Annotated in this window: 13 protein-coding genes; 1 reads left to right on the top strand and 12 read right to left on the bottom strand. The window is 72.9% G+C overall.

The genetic code is table 11. The annotated features are described in order from the left end of the window. Positions 1 to 84: 84 nt before the first annotated feature. The 8 genes from ABT171_RS19610 to ABT171_RS19575 form a co-directional block, all read right to left on the bottom strand. Positions 85 to 972, bottom strand: coding sequence for a FadR/GntR family transcriptional regulator (locus tag ABT171_RS19610; protein WP_351245386.1), 888 nt, complete (start codon positions 970 to 972; stop codon positions 85 to 87). 162 nt (positions 973 to 1,134) lie between these two features. Continuing rightward, positions 1,135 to 4,068, bottom strand: coding sequence for an ATP-binding cassette domain-containing protein (locus tag ABT171_RS19605; RefSeq protein WP_351245384.1), 2,934 nt, complete (start codon positions 4,066 to 4,068; stop codon positions 1,135 to 1,137). Between the two features lie 104 nt (positions 4,069 to 4,172). Further along, positions 4,173 to 4,931, bottom strand: coding sequence for an NUDIX hydrolase (locus ABT171_RS19600; RefSeq protein WP_351245382.1), 759 nt, complete (start codon positions 4,929 to 4,931; stop codon positions 4,173 to 4,175). 141 nt (positions 4,932 to 5,072) lie between these two features. Beyond that, positions 5,073 to 7,256 carry a glycogen debranching N-terminal domain-containing protein gene (locus ABT171_RS19595; protein ID WP_351245380.1) on the bottom strand — a complete coding sequence of 728 codons (2,184 nt, stop codon included), beginning with the start codon at positions 7,254 to 7,256 and terminating at the stop codon, positions 5,073 to 5,075. Positions 7,257 to 7,738: 482 nt separating this feature from the next. After that, positions 7,739 to 9,289, bottom strand: a complete 1,551-nt coding sequence (locus ABT171_RS19590; protein ID WP_351245378.1) for a DUF4192 domain-containing protein — start codon at positions 9,287 to 9,289, stop codon at positions 7,739 to 7,741. A 178-nt stretch (positions 9,290 to 9,467) separates the two neighbouring features. Next, positions 9,468 to 10,799 (bottom strand): SufS family cysteine desulfurase, encoded by a 1,332-nt coding sequence (locus ABT171_RS19585; RefSeq protein ID WP_351245376.1) that lies wholly within the window; start codon positions 10,797 to 10,799, stop codon positions 9,468 to 9,470. Beyond that, positions 10,786 to 12,165: a family 2B encapsulin nanocompartment shell protein gene (locus tag ABT171_RS19580; protein ID WP_351245374.1), complete on the bottom strand. Its 1,380-nt coding sequence runs from the start codon at positions 12,163 to 12,165 to the stop codon at positions 10,786 to 10,788. Before ABT171_RS19580 ends, ABT171_RS19585 begins: the two co-directional genes overlap by 14 nt. Before the next feature lie 355 nt (positions 12,166 to 12,520). Then, entirely contained in the window at positions 12,521 to 14,680 is a 2,160-nt protein-coding gene (locus ABT171_RS19575; protein WP_351245372.1) for a RecQ family ATP-dependent DNA helicase, read from the bottom strand. Positions 14,681 to 15,062: 382 nt separating this feature from the next. On the opposite strand from ABT171_RS19575, the gene ABT171_RS19570 reads away from it, so the two are divergent. Continuing rightward, the gene (locus ABT171_RS19570) at positions 15,063 to 15,683 is read left to right on the top strand and encodes a hypothetical protein (RefSeq protein ID WP_351245370.1); all 621 of its coding nucleotides are present in this window, start codon (positions 15,063 to 15,065) and stop codon (positions 15,681 to 15,683) included. A gap of 382 nt (positions 15,684 to 16,065) precedes the next feature. On the opposite strand, the gene ABT171_RS19565 is transcribed toward ABT171_RS19570, so the two are convergent. The 4 genes from ABT171_RS19565 to ABT171_RS19550 all read right to left on the bottom strand — a co-directional run bounded on the left by ABT171_RS19565 (position 16,066) and on the right by ABT171_RS19550 (position 19,419). Further along, complete coding sequence (locus ABT171_RS19565; protein ID WP_351245368.1) at positions 16,066 to 16,698, bottom strand: hypothetical protein; 633 nt, start codon at positions 16,696 to 16,698, stop codon at positions 16,066 to 16,068. 68 nt (positions 16,699 to 16,766) lie between these two features. Next, positions 16,767 to 17,468, bottom strand: coding sequence for a ribonuclease HII (gene rnhB, locus ABT171_RS19560; protein ID WP_351245366.1), 702 nt, complete (start codon positions 17,466 to 17,468; stop codon positions 16,767 to 16,769). A gap of 373 nt (positions 17,469 to 17,841) precedes the next feature. Further along, on the bottom strand, positions 17,842 to 18,747 hold the full coding sequence (locus ABT171_RS19555) for an ADP-ribosylglycohydrolase family protein (RefSeq protein ID WP_351245364.1): 906 nt from the start codon (positions 18,745 to 18,747) through the stop codon (positions 17,842 to 17,844). Positions 18,748 to 18,759: 12 nt separating this feature from the next. Beyond that, positions 18,760 to 19,419 carry a histidine phosphatase family protein gene (locus ABT171_RS19550; RefSeq protein WP_351245362.1) on the bottom strand — a complete coding sequence of 220 codons (660 nt, stop codon included), beginning with the start codon at positions 19,417 to 19,419 and terminating at the stop codon, positions 18,760 to 18,762. Positions 19,420 to 19,421 lie beyond the last annotated feature (2 nt).

The raw sequence follows: 19,421 nt of genomic DNA, 5'->3' as shown, positions 1-19,421 counted from the left end.
GACGGCCGGCATCCGAGCCCGGCGCCGCCGCGAGCACCACGAGGACGCCACGCACCGGCGACCGCACCGCCTTGGCCGCGGAGGTCAGTGCTCGCGCGGCGCGGGCACCACGCGCTCGACCTCGGGGTGGACCGTGAGCAGTTGACGCATGGCCGCCTCGGCCGCCGTGCCGTCGCCGGTGCCGAGCGCGTCGACGATCCGCGCGTGCTGCGCGAGGGACGCCTCGTTCGGCCGGTCGCATGACGTGACGGGGCCGCCCGAGACCTGCAGCGCGGCCGAGACGATGCCGGAGAGGTGCTCCAGCATGCGGTTGCCGGCGATCTGGATGAGCAGGGAGTGGAACTCGCCGTCGGCACGCGAGTACGTCAGCGCGTCACCCTGTGCCATGGCGTGGCTCATGATCTCGACCATGTCGCAGAGGCGCTGCTGCACCTCCTCGCGCCCGTGCCCTGCGGCGAGCCGGGCCGCGAGTGGCTCGATCGTCCAGCGCAGCTCGCTCAGCTCGCGGCGCTGGTCGTCGCGCTGGGGGCCGAAGGCCCGCCACTCGATGATGTCCGGATCGAGCAGGTTCCAGTCGCTGACGGGACGCACCCGCGTGCCGACGTTCGGTCGGGCGCTGACGAGGCCCTTGGCTTCGAGGACGCGGAGGGACTCACGGACGACGGTGCGGGAGACCTCGAAGCGCTGGCCGATCTCCTCGGGCACCAGCGGACGGTCGGCGCCGAGGTCGCCGGAGACGATCATCTGGCCGAGCTGCTGAACGAGCTGGCCGTGCAGTCCACGTCCGCGACTGCCCGCGGCACGCCGGCCGACGCGCCCCAGGTCGGGGTCCGCGCCTTCCCAGGAGGGCGCTGCTACGCGCTCACCCACCTGGGACTCTGCGTAGGGGTAGCGGTCGAGGTCGCCCGGGCCGGCCAGACCGGAGTCGGTGGAGCGGGCGGCGGTCATCATGGTGTGCGCAAGGGTACTCACGGATCCTTTGTCGGCGCCGCCTCCAACTCCCTTGAGGTCTTTGGTGAAAAGCACACGAAAGGGTGATCGCTCACCCCGTCGCAATTGACGCCTTATCGGAAAGAAATGGGCTTTCCGCGGGGAGTTGTGCACACGGCGGGATCGGAAGTGTGCTCATGCCCGTCACCGGAACCGGGTGCGCAGCGTCGTGAACAGATACGCGCACAGCAGTGCCGACAGCGACAACGCCAGTGCGCAGCCCACGGGTTGGGCGATCACGCGCGCCAGCCCGAGCAGGTAGCGCTCGCCACCGAAGGGCCACTGCAGCAGGTAGACCTCCCGCATCCGCGCCGGGAACCCGGTCGCCATGTGCAGGGCCGGCCCCCGCGTGACCTCGCGCACGAGGGGGACGACGACAACGGGTACGGCGAGTACGGCCGCCAGGCCGCCCGTGGTGGACCGGAACACACCGGCCGCGAGTACACCGGCCCAGGCGCAGCCGACGACCAGGCCGAACCAACTGGCGCTGAGTGAAAGCCAGTCGGCGGGAACTTGTGTCAGCTCCCGTCCGTAGACGATGTAGAGCGCTTCGGCGTCGCAGCCGAGGGTGAGGAAGGCCAGCATCATCGCGGTGGCTCCGGAGACGAGCAGTTTCGCGGTGAGCAGCCCCAGCCGGCGGGGCACGGTGCCGCGGTCCGCCGCGAGGGCGGGGTGGCGGAACTCGTCCCCGAAGGCCAGCGCACCGAGCAGCCCTGCCGCGAGGGCCGCGGGCGGCAGCGGCAGTTCCTGCGGCCACGCGCCGAACAGCCGCGCCTGCGGGGTGTGGCCGAGCCTGGCCAGCAGTACGGCGGTGAGTGCGGACACCACCAGTACGGCGCCGCAGGTGAGGAAGCCGGTGCCGATGCCGGTGGCGCGTCGGATCTCGTAGCGCAGGGGTCGGAGGGGGCTGGGGGCGGGGCGGACGGAGATGGGGGGCGGGAGCGGGGGCAGGGCGTCGAAGGTGCTGACATCGTCGGAGCGGACGGCTCGTGCGGAGTGCGGTTGACGGTTGCCGGGATTCCTGGCGCCGGGGAGGCGGGTGCGGAGGGCGGTGATACCGCGGGCCGCGAAGGTGGTGCCGCCGGTCTGCGGTTCCTGGGCCACCGAGATCGCATCACGCCGGGTACTCGCCGTGGTCGCGGCTCCGGCGGTCCGGCTGCCGTCGGCTCCCGCGAGCACCTCTCCGGGGACAGCCCCGGCTCCGCCTTCGCCGGGCGCGTCCTGACCGATGGGCCCGTCGTCGCCGTCGGGCGTGGCGACTTCGGGCATGCCGTGCCCGAGGGGCCCGTTCGCGCTGCCTGGCGTGTCCTCGGCGTCCGGCTCGACGCCGGGCTCCGCCCCGCCGGCTTCCGTGACGGTGTCGTCCGGCCACGCGCCCTCGGTCACCGCGGGACGGGCGGTCCCTGTCCGCTCAGCACCCGGCCGGGAGTCGGATGCCTCTCCGCGCGACGGCACCTCACCGCTGAGGGCCTGCCCCGTCTCCCCCTCCGGGGGTTGTTGATCCGAGGAGACGTCGGTTGCCTGGCCGGGCGACGCCGCCTCGGCGCCGAGGGCCCGCTGCTTCTGCCCCGACGGCGGTTCTCCCTCCGCTGACGATTCTTCACCGAGGGAGCCGCCGGGCACAGGCCGCTGCGGCGCCGAGGTGTCTGCTGCGGCGTTCTCGCGGTTGCCCACCGAGAACCCGAACGGCATGGCGCCCCGTTCTCTCGCCGAGGCACCCAGCGCCGTGACGCCCGGCTCTGCCGACGAGGGGCCGGACACCACCGCGGCCTGCTCCGACGCGGACGAGCCGAGCGTCGGCACACCCGCCCGGGCGGACAGCGAGCCGGACGCCGAGGAGTTCGACGCCGACGCCGCCGCGCCGTGGCCTGAGATGCCCGACTCCACCGTCGGCACGTCGCACAGGGCCGTCTGCGGCTCCAGCATCGACGAGCCACGCGCGATGGGCTCCGGTTCCGCCGGCGAAGGGCCCGGCATGGCGGCCTGGTCCCGCTCCACCGCCGGTTCCTCCGTCGACCCCGCGCCCGCCTCCCCCGACGGGACGCCGGTGAGTCCCGCACCGGCACCCGGTACGTCCGACTCCCCTGCCGGGAAGGCGCGCACGGCCGGTTCCGGTTCCACCAGCGCGGGGGCCGCCTGTTCCTCCTCCACCGCCGCACCCGCCTCCCCGGACCCGTGGATGCCGGGTCCGGCACCGGCGCCCGGTCCCATGTCGCCCACTTCGTCGGCGAGTTGGTGGATGAGGATGCCGTGGCGGAACGCCGCCTCGCCGATGTCGGCGGTCGTGGAGCCGTACACCGAGAGGCGGTTGCCGCCCTCGTGTACGACTTCGACGGAGCGGCGGCCGGTACGGGCCTCCTTGGTGAGCAGGGCCGCGAGTCGCACCGCGTGCGGGCTGCGGACGGCCACGCGCGGACGCAGGCGGGTACGGCTGAACTCCCGCACGTCCTGGTCGGCCACGAGTCGGCCGGCGTCCAGGGTGACGACCCGGTCGGCCGTGCGCGCGGCCTCCTTGGGATCGGCGGAGGTGAGGAGCACCGTGCCGCCCTGCTCGGCGTGGGCCCGCAGCATGCCGTGCACCCACTGCGCCTCACGGGCGGAGAGTCCGTCGGCGGGTTCGTCCAGGACGAGCGTGTCCGGGTCGGGCAGCAGGGCGCAGGCCAGACCGAGTCTGCGGTCCATACCGCGCGAAAGCGTGCCGAGGCGCTCCTCGCGGAAGCTGACGAGGCCGACCGCTTCGAGGACCTCGTCGGCCCGCCGTGCGGGAACTCCCGAGGCCGCGCACAACATGCGCAGATGGCCACGGACCGAGCGGGCAGGATGCCCCGGTACGTCGCCGAGGAGCACGCCGACTTCCCGTGCCGGATGGGCGATCCGGTGCAGGGGCCGCCCTCTGAAGTAGGTGATGCCGCGCCCCGGTTGAAGCTCAAGCATCAGTCTGAGCGCCGTCGTCTTGCCCGCGCCGGCGCCCCCGAGGAGCACGGTGACATCTCCCGCGCGCGCTTCGAAGGAGACGTCGTCGACGGCGGGCGGGTGCGCCTTGCGGGGATTGCTGGTCAGTCCGAAGGCATGGATCACCTGCAGCAAGATAGCGTGAGATGTCCTGTTTTTCCGGTATAACCCGGTCTGTTATCGCGCGCGATGCGGGCATGGCCCGCTCACGTCCACCGTTTGACGGAGCCTCAGACCTCGGGGCGCAGCATCGGCGGATTGAGCAGGGTGGCGCCACCAGCACGGAAGAGCTGCGCCGGCCGGCCACCCTGGCGCGTGGTCGTTCCTCCGGTGGGGACGAGGAATCCGGGTGTTCCGGTGACCTTGCGATGGAAGTTGCGCGGATCGAGCGCCACCCCCCACACCGCCTCGTACACCCTGCGCAGCTCGCCGACGGTGAACTCGCTCGGGCAGAAGGCGGTGGCCAGCGAGGAGTACTCGATCTTGGACCGGGCCCGCTCCACCCCGTCGGCGAGGATCTGGGCGTGATCGAAGGCGAGCGGCGCCACGGGCTCGCCGTCGCGACCGTAACCGCCCTGCTGGAGCAGTTCCTCCACCGGCGCCCAGCGCGCGTTGCTCGCGTCGCCGCCCGCCCGCGGGGCGGGCAGGTCCGGCGCGAGTGCGAGGTGCGCGACGCTCACCACACGCATACGCGGGTCCCGCTTGGGGTCGCCGTAGGTGGCGAGCTGTTCGAGGTGGGCCCCGTTGCCCTGGGCCGGGGCCTCGGGGTCGTGTGCGCACAGCCCGGTCTCCTCGACGAGCTCCCGCGCCGCCGCCTGGGTGAGGTCCTCGTCCGCCCGTACGAAACCACCGGGCAGCGCCCAGCGCCCTTGGAACGGTGGCTCGCCCCTGCGGATCGCCAACGCGCACAGGGCATGGCGGCGCACGGTCAGCACGACCAGGTCCACGGTGACGGCGAAGGGCGGAAAGGCTGACGGGTCGTAGGGCATGCGGCGATCATAGTCGTCTTCCTGACGATAAACACTCCCTCCTCCGGGCGCATCGACAGTGGTTCCGCGTCGTTCCCGTACGGGGCGCAGCACCAGCACCCGCTCTTCGGCCCAGCGGCGTCGTACGACCGTCGTACGAGGTCACACTCCCAGTTGCAGGCCGTCCGCCGCCTCCTCGACCATGGCGAGCCCCAGCCGGCTGACCCGTACGGCGAACGGCGCACCGGCGACCCGCAGCCCGGTCAGGCCGAGTTCGCCGAGCGGTGCGCTCCGGACGGGGCACAGGGTGACCGTGCGGGCGGGGGTGTCGGGGCGGACACCCGCGAGCGAGGTGAGCATCATGATCACCGAAGCCGCCGCAGTGGCCGCCGGCCGGCAGGCCGCGGGGTGCGGAAGCGGCGCGCTCCCGGTGGTGCGCTGCTCACCGGCGAACATCTCGGGCAGCCGGTGGCCGAAGTGTTCCGCCGCGTCCAGCAGACCTCTCAGCAGGCCGCCGGCTTCCTTCTCGTAGCCGGCGGCGGCCAGTCCGGCGACGGCGAGTGCGGTCTCGGGCACCCGGACGGCTCCGCTCCGGTGGCCGAACGGATTGTGTCCCGCCTCCTTGGCTCCGAGACCACGCAGCCCCCAGCCCGCGTCCATGGCAGGAGCGCCGAGCAGCCGGGCGAGGTGTTCGGTCTGCACGGGGTCGAGCAGGCCCGGGGCGAGCCGGCCGGAACCGAGGAGGCCGGTGTCGAGGAGGTGGACGGTGGTGGAGCCGAGGTGCGGCACGGGGCGGCCGTCCGGTGCCAGGGCTGCGGCCGGACGTCCGCCGCCGCGGTCCGCGACCCAGAAGTCGGCTCGGAAGGCCGCCTGCAAGGCCTGGGCCCACTGGCGTAACTCGACGGCGCCGGGCCGGTCGTACGCCTCCAGCAGATCGGCGCCGAGCAGGGCCGCCCGATACGCGTGCGCCTGTGTCTCGCAGCGCGCCGGGCCCCCGGGCTGGGGGTCGTGCAGGTAGGAGCCGTCGCCGGCGGTGGCCCGCAGCCAGGCGAGACAGCGTTCTGCCGCGGGCAGCAGCTCCTCCGTCTCCTGCTCGGGCAGCCCCCAGCGGCGGGCCTCGGCGAGCAGGACGGGGAAGAGCAGTGTGGCCTCCGTGCCCGTGCATCCCGCGGGAAGGAGCGGGCCGGCGTCGCGTCGCGGTCCGGGGATCATGCCGGGCCGCGGGCTCCGGTCCGGGAGCTGGGTGCGGGCCAGGGTGCGCAGGGTGCCGGCGGCGAGCCGGGTGCCGAGCGGCAGCGCCATGCGGGCCGCCGCCAGCGCCTCGGCGGGGGCCAGTCCGCAGCGCCAGGGCGCGCCCGCCGCGAGATGGGTGTCGGCGGGATGGGCGGGGTCACGCAGGAGCAGAGCCTGGAGGTCGGCCACCGCCGTGTGCAGCAGTGGAGCCACTCGGTGATCGTCGCCTGTCGCCTTGGCGGGCGCGAACGGACTGGTCGTGGCGTGGCCCGCCGCCCGCAGCGGACCCGCGCCGTCGAGCCGCACGCGGAGCTCCACCGCTGCCGTGCCGCCGGGAGGCACTTCCAGTTCCCAGCGCAGCAGGCCGGCGGACGCCAGGGCGTCGGAGGGCGGCGGGTCGGCGGTGACGGAGGCGGCGGCACCAGCCGTGGCCCAGCGCAGGCCCGAGTCATGGACACTGGCCGGGAGTTCGGGCCCTGCCCGGCCGGAGGCGATGGTGCCGAGTTCGGCGAGGTCCGTACCGAGGGCGATCTCAAGGGGCAGCTTCAGCGGTCGCGCGGCGGCGTTGCGCAGCGTGATCCGTTCGGTTCCGTCGGCACGACGGGTCCGTTCGACGACGACGTCCGGATCGGGGCCCGCCGTCGGTGAAGCGCGCAGTGCCCCCACGAAGCGGGCACTGTCGGCACCGGTCATCCTGGCCTGCACGGCCAGCGGCTCACGGCCGGCCACGCGGACCTGACACCGCGAGAGCAGACGCCTGCCACCTCGGTAGAACCCGTCCAGCCCTCGGCCGGCCAGCTGCCCGTCACCGGAGATGGCGAGGCCGGGCAGGGCCACACAGATCAAGGCGGCGTGCGTCGACGGCAGCTCGGGTGCCGGGCGGTAGCCCCGCGGTGAGGGCACCGGCGGGACTGCGGCGGGCCGGCTGCCGCGGCCCGGCGCCAGTGGCCTCGGGTGACCTGCCGAGGCGCTCGGCCCGGGGCTCTTGGCCGAGGTCAGCACACCGACCGAACGTCGTGCCGTGGCGGCACCGTCCGGCGGGAACCGGTCGTGCCTGTCCCAGGGCGGACATTCGTCATCGGCGGTGGAGGGCGGAGTCGGCTGCTGGTGCATGGGATGGCTTCCTCGGCGCTCGGTGCGCCTATGCCGTGCTGGGCGACCGGAGGGACGCCCGGGAGAACAGGGGTGGTACGGCGGCAGGGGCCATACAGGCGTTCCGCCACTCAGGTGAACGGAGGGAGAGTCGTCCGGGTCACGGCTGGCCTCGGGGCAGCCGGCCCGATGACGGCGTGCGAGGGCGGTGATGCCGTTCGGGCCGGTGGTGAACCGCTGCCACCAGCGCACGCGCGACGGGCCGTCGCAGGCCGGCCGAGCGGTCGTGCGTGCCCGGTGGGCCCTGCGGGCCAAGCGGGCCAGGCGGGCCAGGCGGGCCACCGTCACCGGAGCGGCACCGGCTCGCACGAGAGCGGTTCCGCGGCGACCTCCAGGGGCGTGCGCCGCATCCCGCGGACACCGCTGCCGGGCCGCGCGCCGTCCGCGCGCAGACCTGCAGACCTGCTGGACCAGGGCTCCGGCCGCGCGCCCCCGCACGGCGCTCACCCTTCCTCCTCGGGCTTGCCACGCTCGCTCACCGACGGGGCCGCGCTGGTCGTGGTGGTGCCCGGCTCCGCCGCCCGCGCACGCGTGCCGCCCTGGCCACGGCCGCCGGGGCGCGCGGACACGGCTGCCGAGGAGCCCGGCCGGGAGCCGGCCGGCCTGCGCCGGCCGCCCGTGGAGCGAGCCGCGCGAGGAGCATCACTTCCCTCGGCGGATCGCACACGGCGCCGTCGGCGCGTGCCCGTTCCCCGCGCCTCATCCGGGCCCTCGCCGTCCGCCCCAGCACCCGCGCCGGGCGTCCCGCTCTCGGTTGCCGGGAGCGCGGCCCGAGCGGCCCTCGCCTCCGGATGCGGCTGAGCGGTGCGGTCCGCCCGCGCGCGCCCCGCGCGCAGGCAGCGGCGGATCGCTTCCGGGTCGATGCCGTCGTTGCAGGCCTGGTGAAGCAGCCGGGCGAACAGATAGTCGGGGTCCGCGCCCAGTGCCATGGCCAGCGCCTCACGGGCCTCCAACTCGTCCCCCATGGACCAGGCCACCCAGCCGGCCAGGGTCAGCGGGGCCGCGGCGTGCTCGCCGTAGGGGCCGACGCAGCGGCGGGCCAGGGCGCGCCAGAGGCGCAGCGCGGGAGCCGCCTCGTCGTCCTCCATCCAGACGGCCGCCCGGTCGCGGGTCGTGCGGTCCTGGAGTCCGAGGATCAGCGTCGCCGCCTCGTCGTGCGTCAGGAGCCCGTCGTCACGCAGGTCCGCCGGGTGGGTGCCGGACACCGGTGCGGCGGCGGCGAAGCGGTGGATGAGCTGCTCGGCGAGGCCGAGGGTCTCCTCCGCCACTTCCGCGCGGGACCCCTCGTCGAGAATGCGGGGCACCAAGGTCATCCCGGCCGCGTCGAGGGCGATCTCCTGCTCCAGGGCCGCGGTCGTCTCCCAGGGCTGCAGCCTGGTGCGCAGTTCCCGCAGGGTGCCGCGCACCTGGATGCCGGCGTAGGTGGCCGCGGCGGCCAGTACGGAGGTGCCGGGAAGGCCCATCGGCGTGCCGTCGTCGGGGCAGCAGCCCTGGAGGGGGCAGCAGTAGGACCAGAAACGGCCGTCGGAGATGCACAGTGCCTCGATGACCGGCACATCGAGGTTTCCGCACTGGGTGCGCAGGAGGTGGGCCAGCCGCTCAAGCCGTCGTTTGACGTCGCGGCCGGACTCGCCCGGGGCTGGTTCCCGGCAGACATAGGCCACCATCTGCTCGGGCCGGGCGCCTCGCCGTTCGCTGCCCGTCACCAGTCCCTGGGCCAGCTGGCGTGCGGCCGCCTCCCAGTCCTCCTCGTTGGCGGGGATGCCGAGCCGGGCCCGGCCGCCGAACCTGCCTTGGCCTTCGCGGTCGTGCAGGGCGACCAGCACCATGCTGTCCTCCGGGCGGTAGCCGAGGAGGTAGGGCAGGGCGTCGGCCAGTTCGGCGGGGGTGCGGAGCGTGACCTGCGTGTCGTGCGCGGACAGGTCCGTGCACGGCTCCCGTCCCGAGATGTCGCCGTTTTCGAACGGTCCGGTGGTTTCGCTGTGATTCGTCATGCGCCGACGATCTCGCGGATCTTGGGATTCCGGTTGCGCCTGTGGATAAGTCGGGCCAGGGACACGACAAGGCCGTCCCGGTTGTGCGTATCTCCGGGACGAGCCCGCCCGTACGCCCCTGGTCGGGGTCGTACGGGCAGGTCCATCAGCCCGGTCCGGGGCCACCGGGTGTCCGGCCTCAGGCGGCCTGCAGCCCCAGCAGCGACGCCACCAGCCGGTCCACCTCCTCCCTCGTGTTGTACAGCGCAAGCGACGCGCGGGCCGCCGAATCGAGGCCGTAGTGGGCCAGAGCCGGCTGGGCGCAGTGGTGGCCTGCCCGGACGGCGATGCCCTCGCCGTCCAGCCAGTCGGCGATCTCGGTCGGGGTGTGGCCGGGCACGGTGAAGGTCAGCACGCCGATCCGGTCGGCCGCCCGGCCCAGCAGTTCGAGGCCCGGGACCTGGGCCAGGGCCTCCTGCGCATAGGCCATCAGCTGCGTCTCGTAGTCCGCCACCGCCTTGCGGTCGAAGCCCGTCAGCCAGTCGAGCGCGGACAGCAGGCCGGCCACGCCGGAGATGTGGCCGGTGCCGGCTTCGAAGCGGTGGGGGACCGGGGCATACGTCGTACGGTCGAAGCTCACCGACTCGATCATGTTGCCGCCCGACTGCCACGGCGCCATGGTCCGGAGGATCTCCGGCCTGGCGTACATGGCGCCGATGCCCGTGGGGGCGTAGATCTTGTGGCCGGAGAAGGCGTAGAAGTCGGCGTCCAGATCCTGTACGTCGACGGGAAAGTGGGCCACCGCCTGTGCCCCGTCGACCAGCACCTTCGCCTGGTAGCGGTGGGCGAGCGCCGTCATCTCCCGCACCGGTGGCACGGTGCCGAGGACGTTCGAGGCGTGGCTGATGACCACGAGCCTGGTCCGCGTGGAGAGCAGATCGGCGTACGCGTCCTGGTCGATGCCGCCGTCGGGCCGCAGGGGTACGGGTACGACGCGCGCTCGTGTCTGCTGGGCGACCAACTGCCAGGGCACGATGTTCGCGTGGTGCTCCAGCACCGGCACCAGGATGTCGTCTCCGGGACCGAGGTTCGCGCGCCCCCAGCTCTGTGCGACCAGGTTGATCGCCTCGGTCGTTCCCCGGGTGAAGACGATGCTCTCGGGCGCGGGCGCGCCCAGGAACCGCGCGACCGCGGCCCGGCCCGCCTCGTACATCTCCGTGGCCTCGCGCGCCATGGTGTGCGCGCCCCGGTGGATGTTCGAGTTGGCGGAGGCGTAGAACGCCGCCAGCGTCTCGATCACCTGACGTGGCTTCTGCGTGGTGGCGCCGTTGTCCAGCCAGACCAGCGGGTGACCGTTGACCGTGCGGTGCAGGACCGGTACGTCACGGCGGGCCGCTTCGGGCGAGAAGCCCTGGGAGACGGCTTCGGGGCCGGGTGCGGCCGTGCGCCCGGAGAGGCCGGAGAGGCCGGTCGGGACCGTAGCGGTCGGGGCCGTCAGGCCGCCTGGAGCGGTAACGTCAGGAATAGTCATGGTACTTGGACACCTCGACGTTCTGGAGGACCGCCAGCGCGTCCTCCACCAGTACCGCCGCGTTGAAGTACGCCGTCATCAGGTACGACGTGATGCCCTTCTGGTCGACGCCCATGTTCTTCATCGCCAGGCCCGGCTCGACCTCGTCGGCCACCTTCGACGGCCGCAGGCCCACCACGCCCTGCTCCGCCTCGCCCAGCCTCATCAGCAGGATCTCGGTCGTACCCACACCCGCGCCCCCGGAGAAGCGCACCTTGTCCGACGGGAGCAGCGGCACCCCCCGCCAGGTGAGCATCGGGCTGCCGAAGCGGTTCTCGATCACCGGGGGCACGCCCCGGCGCGTACATTCGCGGCCGAACGCCGCGATCGCCTTCGGATGGGCGAGGAAGTACGCGGGCTGCTTCCACACCCGGGTCAGAAGCTCGTCCAGGTCGTCGGGGGTCGGCGCGCCGGTGCGCGTCTGTACGCGCTGCCCGGGGGCGACGTTGTTGAAGAGGCCGAACTCCGGGTGGTACAGCGTCGAGGCCTCCTGCCGCTCGCGCAGTGCGTGCACGGTGAGGTTGGCCTGGGCCCGCGTCTGGTCGATCGGCCCGTTGTAGAGGTCGGAGACACGTGTGTGCACGCGCAGCACGGTCTGCGCGAGCGTCATGTGGTACTCGCGGGGTGTGTCCTCGTAGTCGACGTACGTGCCCGGCAGCTCCGGCTCGCCGTCGTGTCCCGCGGTGAGGTCGACGGGGACCTCGGCACCGGCCATGACGTCGGCGCCGGTGACGTACGCGTCCACCGCGCCCCGTAAGGTCTCGTCCCGCTCGGCGAGCCGCGCGAGTTCCGCGCGCGCCAGGCAGAGGGCGACGCCTGCGGTCAGCGCCTGCACCCGGTACGGCATGGTCTCGGCGCGGGTCCATGCGCCGAGGTCGAAGAACTGGCCGTCGCCGATGACGTCGAGGAGCGCGTCCGCGCCGTACTGGCCTGTTGCGCGCTTCTCCGCGCGCCCGTGCACGATCACCCACAGCCGGTCGGCCGGGGCGCCCTCCTGGGCCAGCGTCTCGCCCGGCTCGAAGGACACCTGCGTGAACGCGCCCGCCAGTTCATCCAGCAGCGTGCCGTCCACCTCGCGCAGGTACGGCACCTCGCGGAGGTCCCCCGCGACGACGCGCGGCGTGTCGTCGTCGGTCGTGCTGATGCGGTCGTCGCCCAGGACGTACGTACGGCGCCGGTTGACCCGGTAGACGCCGGACTCGATGTCCACCCAGGGCAGCGCGCGCAGCAGATAGCGCGGCGTGATGCCGCGCATCTGCGGTGTCGTCTTGGTGGTGTTGGCGAGTTGCCGTGCGGCATCCGGGCCGAGGCTGGACCGCTCGCTCATGAGAACTCCTCGCAGGTAGGGCGCTGGAACGAGGAGCGATCGTCTGCCTGGCGAACGATTCACCACAAGGGAGCATTTATCTACTGATGGCGGGAATCACCGTCCGTACACGGATTCGGGAGTCGCATTCACGCCCGAGCGGCGTTCGTCTCCGCAGGTCGCGGCGTGCGAGGGCGACAGGGATTTTCTACCGGCCCAGGGGCGGCAGCGCCTCCGAATCATCCACAGAGGACCGAATTTCATCTCATATGAAAGCTTTGTGAATCCCAAAGAGACGATTATCGACCCCACCTGACCGAAGCGGTGCGTCAATCCCGCTCGAATGCCGTCAGGCGTTCCTGCGAAGGCCGGCCGTTCAGCCTGCCGCGGCGAGGACCAACGGGAGGACCTGTCCACTGCCTGCCTGCCGGAGCAGGCGGGCGGCGACGGCGAGGGTCCAGCCCGAGTCGGTGTAGTCGTCCACGAGGAGAACGGGGCCGGGCGAGCGCACCAGGGCGCCGGCCAGGTCGCCGGAGACGGTGAAGGCACGGGACAGGGCCCGAAGACGCTGTGCGGAGTTGCTGCGCCGTGCCGCGTGCCCGCCGCCCTCCCCCGTGTACGTCAGGGTGCCCAGGAAGGGCAGGCGGCCGACGGTCGCGATCCCCTGGGCCAGGGAACCCACCAGCTGCGGACGGGCCAGGGACGGTACGGCGACGACGCCGACCGGCCGGGCGGAGGCGTCCGGGACGTTCGGTGCCCAGCCGCCCGGGGAGCGCGCCCAGTCCGCGAGGACCGCCACCGCGGCCCGCAGGACGTCATCCGGGACGGGTCCGTCGGGCGCGTTCTCGGCCAGCAACGGGCGCAGCCTGTTGCCCCAGCCGATATCCGACAGCCGCCCCAGGGCACGCCCGGCCGAGCACTGCTCCTTGGCAGGGATACGGCCCTTGAGGTCGATGCCGAGCGCGGGCATCCCCGTCGGCCACATCCGGCGCGGCTCCACCTCCACCCCCGGCCGGTCCAGCTCCTTCACCGCGCCGGTCAACGCCTCGGCCGAGACGAAGGCGTCGACCCAGGCGCCGGCGCAGTTGTCGCACCGCCCGCACGCGGCCGCGCCCTCATCGTCCAGCTGCCGGCGCAGGAACTCCATCCGGCACCGGGTCGTACTCGCGTATTCGCGCATGGCCTCCTGCTCGGCCGCCCGCTGCCGGGCCACCCGGGCGTACCGCTCGGCGTCGTAGACCCACGGCTCGCCGGTGGAGATCCAGCCGCCCTTCACCCGCTTGACCGCGCCATCCACGTCGAGCACCTTCAGCATGGTCTCCAGCCGGGTACGCCGGAGATCGACCGCCGCCTCCAGGGCCGGCACGGACAGCGGCCGTCCCGCGTCCGCCAGGGCCGAGAGGGTCTGGCGGACCTGCGCCTCGGGCGGAAAGGCGGTGTCGGCGAAGTAGCGCCAGATCGCCTCGTCCTCCTTGCCCGGCAACAGCAGCACATCAGCGTGCTCGACACCGCGGCCCGCACGCCCCACCTGCTGGTAGTAGGCGATCGGCGAGGACGGCGAACCCAGGTGCACCACGAAGCCCAGGTCCGGCTTGTCGAAGCCCATCCCCAGCGCCGAAGTCGCCACCAGCGCCTTCACCCGGTTCGCCAGCAGATCGGCCTCGGCCTGCAGCCGGTCGGCGTTCTCCGTCTTGCCGGTGTAGGAGGCCACGGTGAAGCCTCGCTGCCGCAGGAAAGCGGTGGCCTCCTCGGCCGCGGCCACCGTCAGCGCGTAGACGATCCCCGAGCCCGGCAGGTCGTCCAGATGCTCCGCCAGCCAGGCCAGCCGGTGCGCGGCGTCCGGCAGCCGGACGACTCCCAGCCGCAGGCTCTCCCTCTCCAGCGAGCCCCGCAGCACCAGCGCCTCACCGGCACCCGTGCCCAGCTGCTCGGCCACGTCCGCGGTGACCCGGGCGTTCGCGGTGGCGGTGGTGGCAAGCACCGGCACACCGGGCGGGAGGCCGGCGAGCATGGCCCTCAGCCTGCGGTAGTCGGGCCGGAAGTCGTGGCCCCAGTCGGAGATGCAATGCGCCTCGTCCACCACCAGCAGACCGGTCGTGCCCGCCAGCCTGGGCAACATCTGATCGCGGAAGTCCACCGAATTGAGGCGCTCCGGACTCACGAGCAGGACGTCGATCTCGCCGCGCGAGATCTCCTCGTAGATGGTCTCCCACTCCTCCGGGTTGGCCGAGTTGATCGTCCGCGCCTGGATACCGGCCCGCTCCGCCGCCTCGACCTGGTTGCGCATCAGCGCAAGCAAGGGGGAGACGATCACCGTCGGACCCGACCCGCGCCTGCGCAGCAACGCCGTGGCCACGAAGTACACCGCCGACTTGCCCCAGCCGGTGCGCTGCACCACCAGAGCACGCCGACGCTCCTCGACCAGCGCCGCCACCGCCTGCCACTGGTCCTCCCGCAACCGCGCCGATCCGCCCGGATCACCGACCAGCTCGGCGAGCACGGCGTCGGCTTCGGTGCGCAGCTCCAGATCGTCCATGCCCCCATGCAACCCGATGCCACTGACAATCGGCGAACTCACCCAGCGCGACGACCGGCTCACCAGCCGTCCGGCGGCGGGCGGTGTTGCCGCTGGTCCCGGCCGTTCGGGGCCGGCCGCGCACCCGTCTGCGGCGGCCCCGCGGGCACGCCGCCGCACCTCAGGCGTCATGGGGCCAACCTTTGGGTAGGGATATAAGCCACGCACCGTCGGATAACAGTCGGTGGCCCCAATTGATCGTTGCCGCATCCCAGTTCGGCAGGAAGAATTGAGGTCCGCTCCCCGCACGGCTCGCCCGTGATCCGGTTGGGCTCTGCTGCGGTGCGCGGTCCCCCGAATCCGACCTCGCCCGCAGTGTGGGCGCGTAGCCGAAGGGAGGAACGTGACCTTCGGATTCGCCTCGTCCTCGGCGGCCTCGTTGTCGACGTCCGCGTCCGCCGCTTCCGCCAGTCGCCTGCTGGAGCCGGCCGAATGGGCCGCCGCCGGAATCCCCTTGCTGCGCAACCCCCGTGAGGTCGTCAGCGGGCTGCACGCCCGCCATGGCCCAAGACCCTCCACGGCGATCGTGGCAGTGCTCGATCCGGACGAGCGGCTGTGCGCCAGCGCGTCGTTCACGCGTCGTCCGGCCCCGGCCGACGGCTGGATGTTCCGCAACGCGCTGCTCGCACAGCTGCGCCGGGTCATTCCGCACGACCTGCGGCGCCGCACCCCGGTGCGCACGGCGATACTCGTCTACTGCCGTGAGGGCGACGCGCGTTGGACGGAGGAGGACGGCGCCTGGATGTGGGGCCTGCGTGACGCCTGCACCCTGCACGGGCTGCGGTGCGGGGCGTACATCACGCTGACCCACGACGGCTGGCACGTGCTCGGCGAGGGGCGCAGCGGACGCCGCCCCAACGCCGACTCCGCGCCGGAGTCCCTCGCCCTGGCCGAGGCCCCGCCGCTCGCGCCGCGCACCGGCGGCCCGGTCTCCGAGGTCCTGCGCCGCGCGGCGGCCCGCTGAGGGACGCGGCAGCAGGTCGGGCCCCTACGCCCGACCGCCTTCCGCGCCCCGGACGGGGCGCGCGGACAGCCGTCGGCCGCTCGCCGCGTGGGCTGCCCGGACGTCGTACGACGAGGCCCGGACTCCGCCGGGAGACGCAGGCCGGGAGCCGCAGGCCCCTGCCGGGAGCCGGCCGGCACCTGCGCCGCTCCCAGCGGCCGTACGAGGCGTGCGTGATCCACTCCGCGAGTCCCCCGGCGGTGCGCCCTCGGTGCCTCGCCGGGAAGCCGTTCCACGAGCGGAACGGCCGCCGGTCGTCCGGGCATGCCGGAGGCCACGCCGTGCGGATGCCGTCGGAGCGGCTGCTTGTCCGCCCCGGGCGCCCCGGGGTGCGGGACGCGGCTCAGACGCCGGCGCCCAGCACCGAGTTGATCTGCTCCGGGTCACCGCAGACGATCAGCAGGGCACCGGCCCTGGCGAGGGCCAGCGGAAGAGCCGCGGCAGCAGCGGAAGCGGGGCCTCCGTTGACGGCCACGACGACCACGGGGCGGGACGCGGCGCGGGAGGCGAGGGCGGCGTCCGCGTAGAAGACGTCGTCACCGGCATCGTGCTGCGCCCAGTAGGAGGCTTCGCCGAAGGACAACTCGTGCTCCGCCCACGGGTGCTGGGACCCGGTGGTGAGCACGAGAACGTCCCCGGGGGCACGACCCGAGTCCAGCAGCAGGTCCACCGCCTCCTCGGCGGCGTCGAGCGCGCCCTCGGCCGAGGCCGGGATCAGCTGGATCTGCGGGGCGGCCGGCGGAGCGGCGGGAGCGGCCGGGCCCGACGGGCCGGGCTTGGCCGGAGCCACGTCACGCGCCGTGCGCTGCACCGGCGGCGCAGGCCGCGGAGGGCCGGGGCGACCGGGGCGGGACGGAGCCGCGGGGCGGGGGCCGGGTACGGGGCGGGGGGTCGGCGCGGTACGGCCGGTGGCCGGTGTGGCGCGGGGACCCTGGGCACTCTCGTGAATCTGAGGCTCCTCGGGAATGAGAGGCATGAGCTGATATTTATCAAACTTTGGTGCGGCGCGGGCGGCCGGGGGGCACATCAGTGCGATCGGAACCGTCAGAAATCGAAGCCGAGCTGACCCTCGATTTCCGGAACGTTTCCGTCCGCCCAGCTGCGGACCTTCTTGAGATGCCGCCACTGGGGCAACGCATCAAGATACGCCCACGACAAGCGGTGGTGTGGGGTGGGCCCCCACTCCGCCAGTGCGGCCTTGTGCACGGGCGACGGATACCCGGCGTTGTCCGCAAAACCGAAGTCTGCATGGTCGATACCCAGTTCGGCCATCATTTTGTCGCGCTGGACCTTGGCTATCACCGACGCCGCGGCGACCGCCACACACGAGCGATCGCCCTTGATCACCGTGCGCACCGTCCAGGGGGCGCCGAGGTAGTCGTGCTTCCCGTCGAGGATCACGGCGTCGGGACGTACCGGCAGGGAGTCCAGGGCGCGGACCGCGGCGAGCCGCAGTGCGGCCGTCATCCCCAGCTCGTCGATCTCCTCGGGGGAAGCATGCCCCAGCGCATAGGCCGTCACCCACGCCTGCAGGACGCCGGCCAGTTCCGTGCGCCGCTTGATCGTCAGCAGCTTGGAATCGGTCAGCCCCTCCGGTGGACGGCGGAGCCCGGTGATCGCGGCGCAGACGGTGACAGGTCCGGCCCAGGCGCCGCGCCCCACCTCGTCGACACCGGCAATGACCTTCGCTCCGGTCGTGGCGCGCAGGGAGCGCTCGACGGTGTGAGTAGGTGGTTCGTACGGCATGGCGCCTTTAGCGTACGCCGCCGGGATCGCCACCCGACACCCCGGTCGCCCGACCACCGTACAGGTCGGACATGCCTTCAAGATCCCGGCCACTTCATTCGCTGGCGCACATTTTCGAGCGGTGCGTCATCGCGACCGGAACGGCATCGACGACACAGCCGTCGGCCGCACCCGACCGCACCCGTTTCCGCCCCATTCAAGGGGATATGACCCCCAAAGGGGTTTGACGGGTCGACTCCGTCACACCCCTGACGACGACCACTCGGAAGCGCTCCGCCTAGACTTGATTGCATTAGCGAATTAATGAGCACAGCGCTACCAGCCGGCCTCGCCCGACGTAACGCCCTTCCGCAGAATCCTTGGTGACGGCCTCTCAGGACCCCGTCGGCACCCAGTCCGGCAGTGCCTCGACCCGTTCCGCCCACGCGGCGGGCGGCGCCCCCGCCTTGCCCGAGGCGAGCACGCCGCCCACGATCGCGCAGGTCGTGTCCACGTCGCCGCCCACCCCGGCCGTCGTCCAGAAGGCCGCCTCGAAGTCACCGAGGCTCCGTGCGGCGGACCAGAGGGCGAAGGGCACGGTGTCGTGGGCGGTCGTACGCCGTCCGCATCCCAGTACGGCCGCGACGGTGCCCGCGTCGCCGTAGTCGAGCATGTCCCGGGCACGCCGGAGTCCCTGGCCGACGGCGCTCTTCGGCACCAGGGCGATGACGCCGTCGAGGAGTGACTCGGGGCTGGGCGGGCCGTCCGGCGAACCGGCCAGCGCCGCCGCCGCGGCCACGGCCATGGCGCCGACGACGGCTTCACGGTGCTGGTGGGTGGGGTAGGCCGAGATCTCCGCCTGGTGGGTCGCCTGCTCCGGATCATCCGCGTACCAGGCGCCCAGGGGCGCGATCCGCATCGCCGCTCCGTTGCCCCAGGACCCCTGCCCGTTGAACAGGCCGGCGGCCAGCTCACGCCAGTCCCCGCCCTCCCGGACGAGTCTGAGCAGCCGGTTGACGGCGGGGCCGTAGCCCCGGTCGAAGTCGTGGTGGCCGGCGAAGGAGCGGGCCAGCGCGTCCTGGTCGATGCGCTGGTGGGCGGCGAGTACGGCGACCACGGAGCAGGCCATCTCGGTGTCGTCCGTCCACTGCCAGGGCCCCGGGGGCAGCTCGCGCCGCTTCAGCAGGGGGTAGTGCGCCGGAACGAAGAACTGGGAGCCCAGGGCGTCCCCCACGGCCAGTCCGCGCAGGCTCGCCAGGGCGCGCTCCAGGCGCCCGGGGGAAGAGGAGTCAGGGGTCATCGCTCTGCCACTCTATCCGTTCGCCCAGAACGGCACCGGCTCCCGCCAGCGGTCGAAGGGCCGGTCGAGTGTGTACTTGCCGTCCTCTCCGAGAACGAGCATCCGCATCTCGGCGTTCCCCGGGTTCGACAGCGACTCGAATTCCGCCACCGTCCAGTGGAACCAGCGCATGCAGAACAGCCGCATCGCGAGACCATGCGTGACCAGGAGGACGTTCGGCGGATGGTCCGGTGCCTCGAAGCTGCGGTACAGGCTCTCCAGGAAGCCGCCGACGCGGTCGTACACATCGGCGCCGGACTCGCCCTGCGGGAACCGGAAGAAGAAGTGGCCGTACGCGTCGCGGTAGGCCTTCTGCAGGCGCACGTCGTCGCGGTCCTGCCAGTTCCCCCAGTCCTGCTCGCGGAGCCTGGGCTCCTCCCGGACGCGTATCAGGCCGGGGTCGAGGTGGAAGGCGCGGAGCGTGTCGTGCGTCCGGCGGTAGGGGGAGACGTACACGCTCACGCGTTCCCGGCCGAAGACTTCCCGGAGCTTCTTGCCGGTCTCCTCGGCCTGCCGCCAGCCGCGCTCGGTCAGCGCGAGGGCGTGGTCGGGTTCGCGTTCGTACACGGAGTCGTCGATGTTGCCCGTTGACTCGCCGTGCCGGACAAGGACGATGCGCCGTGGTCGTGCCATGC

Origin of the sequence: Streptomyces sp. NPDC001851 (genome assembly GCF_040297165.1) — a bacterium.
Lineage (GTDB): Bacteria > Actinomycetota > Actinomycetes > Streptomycetales > Streptomycetaceae > Streptomyces.
Note: the sequence above shows the minus strand (reverse complement) of the source record. Positions and strands in the feature narration are given on the sequence as shown.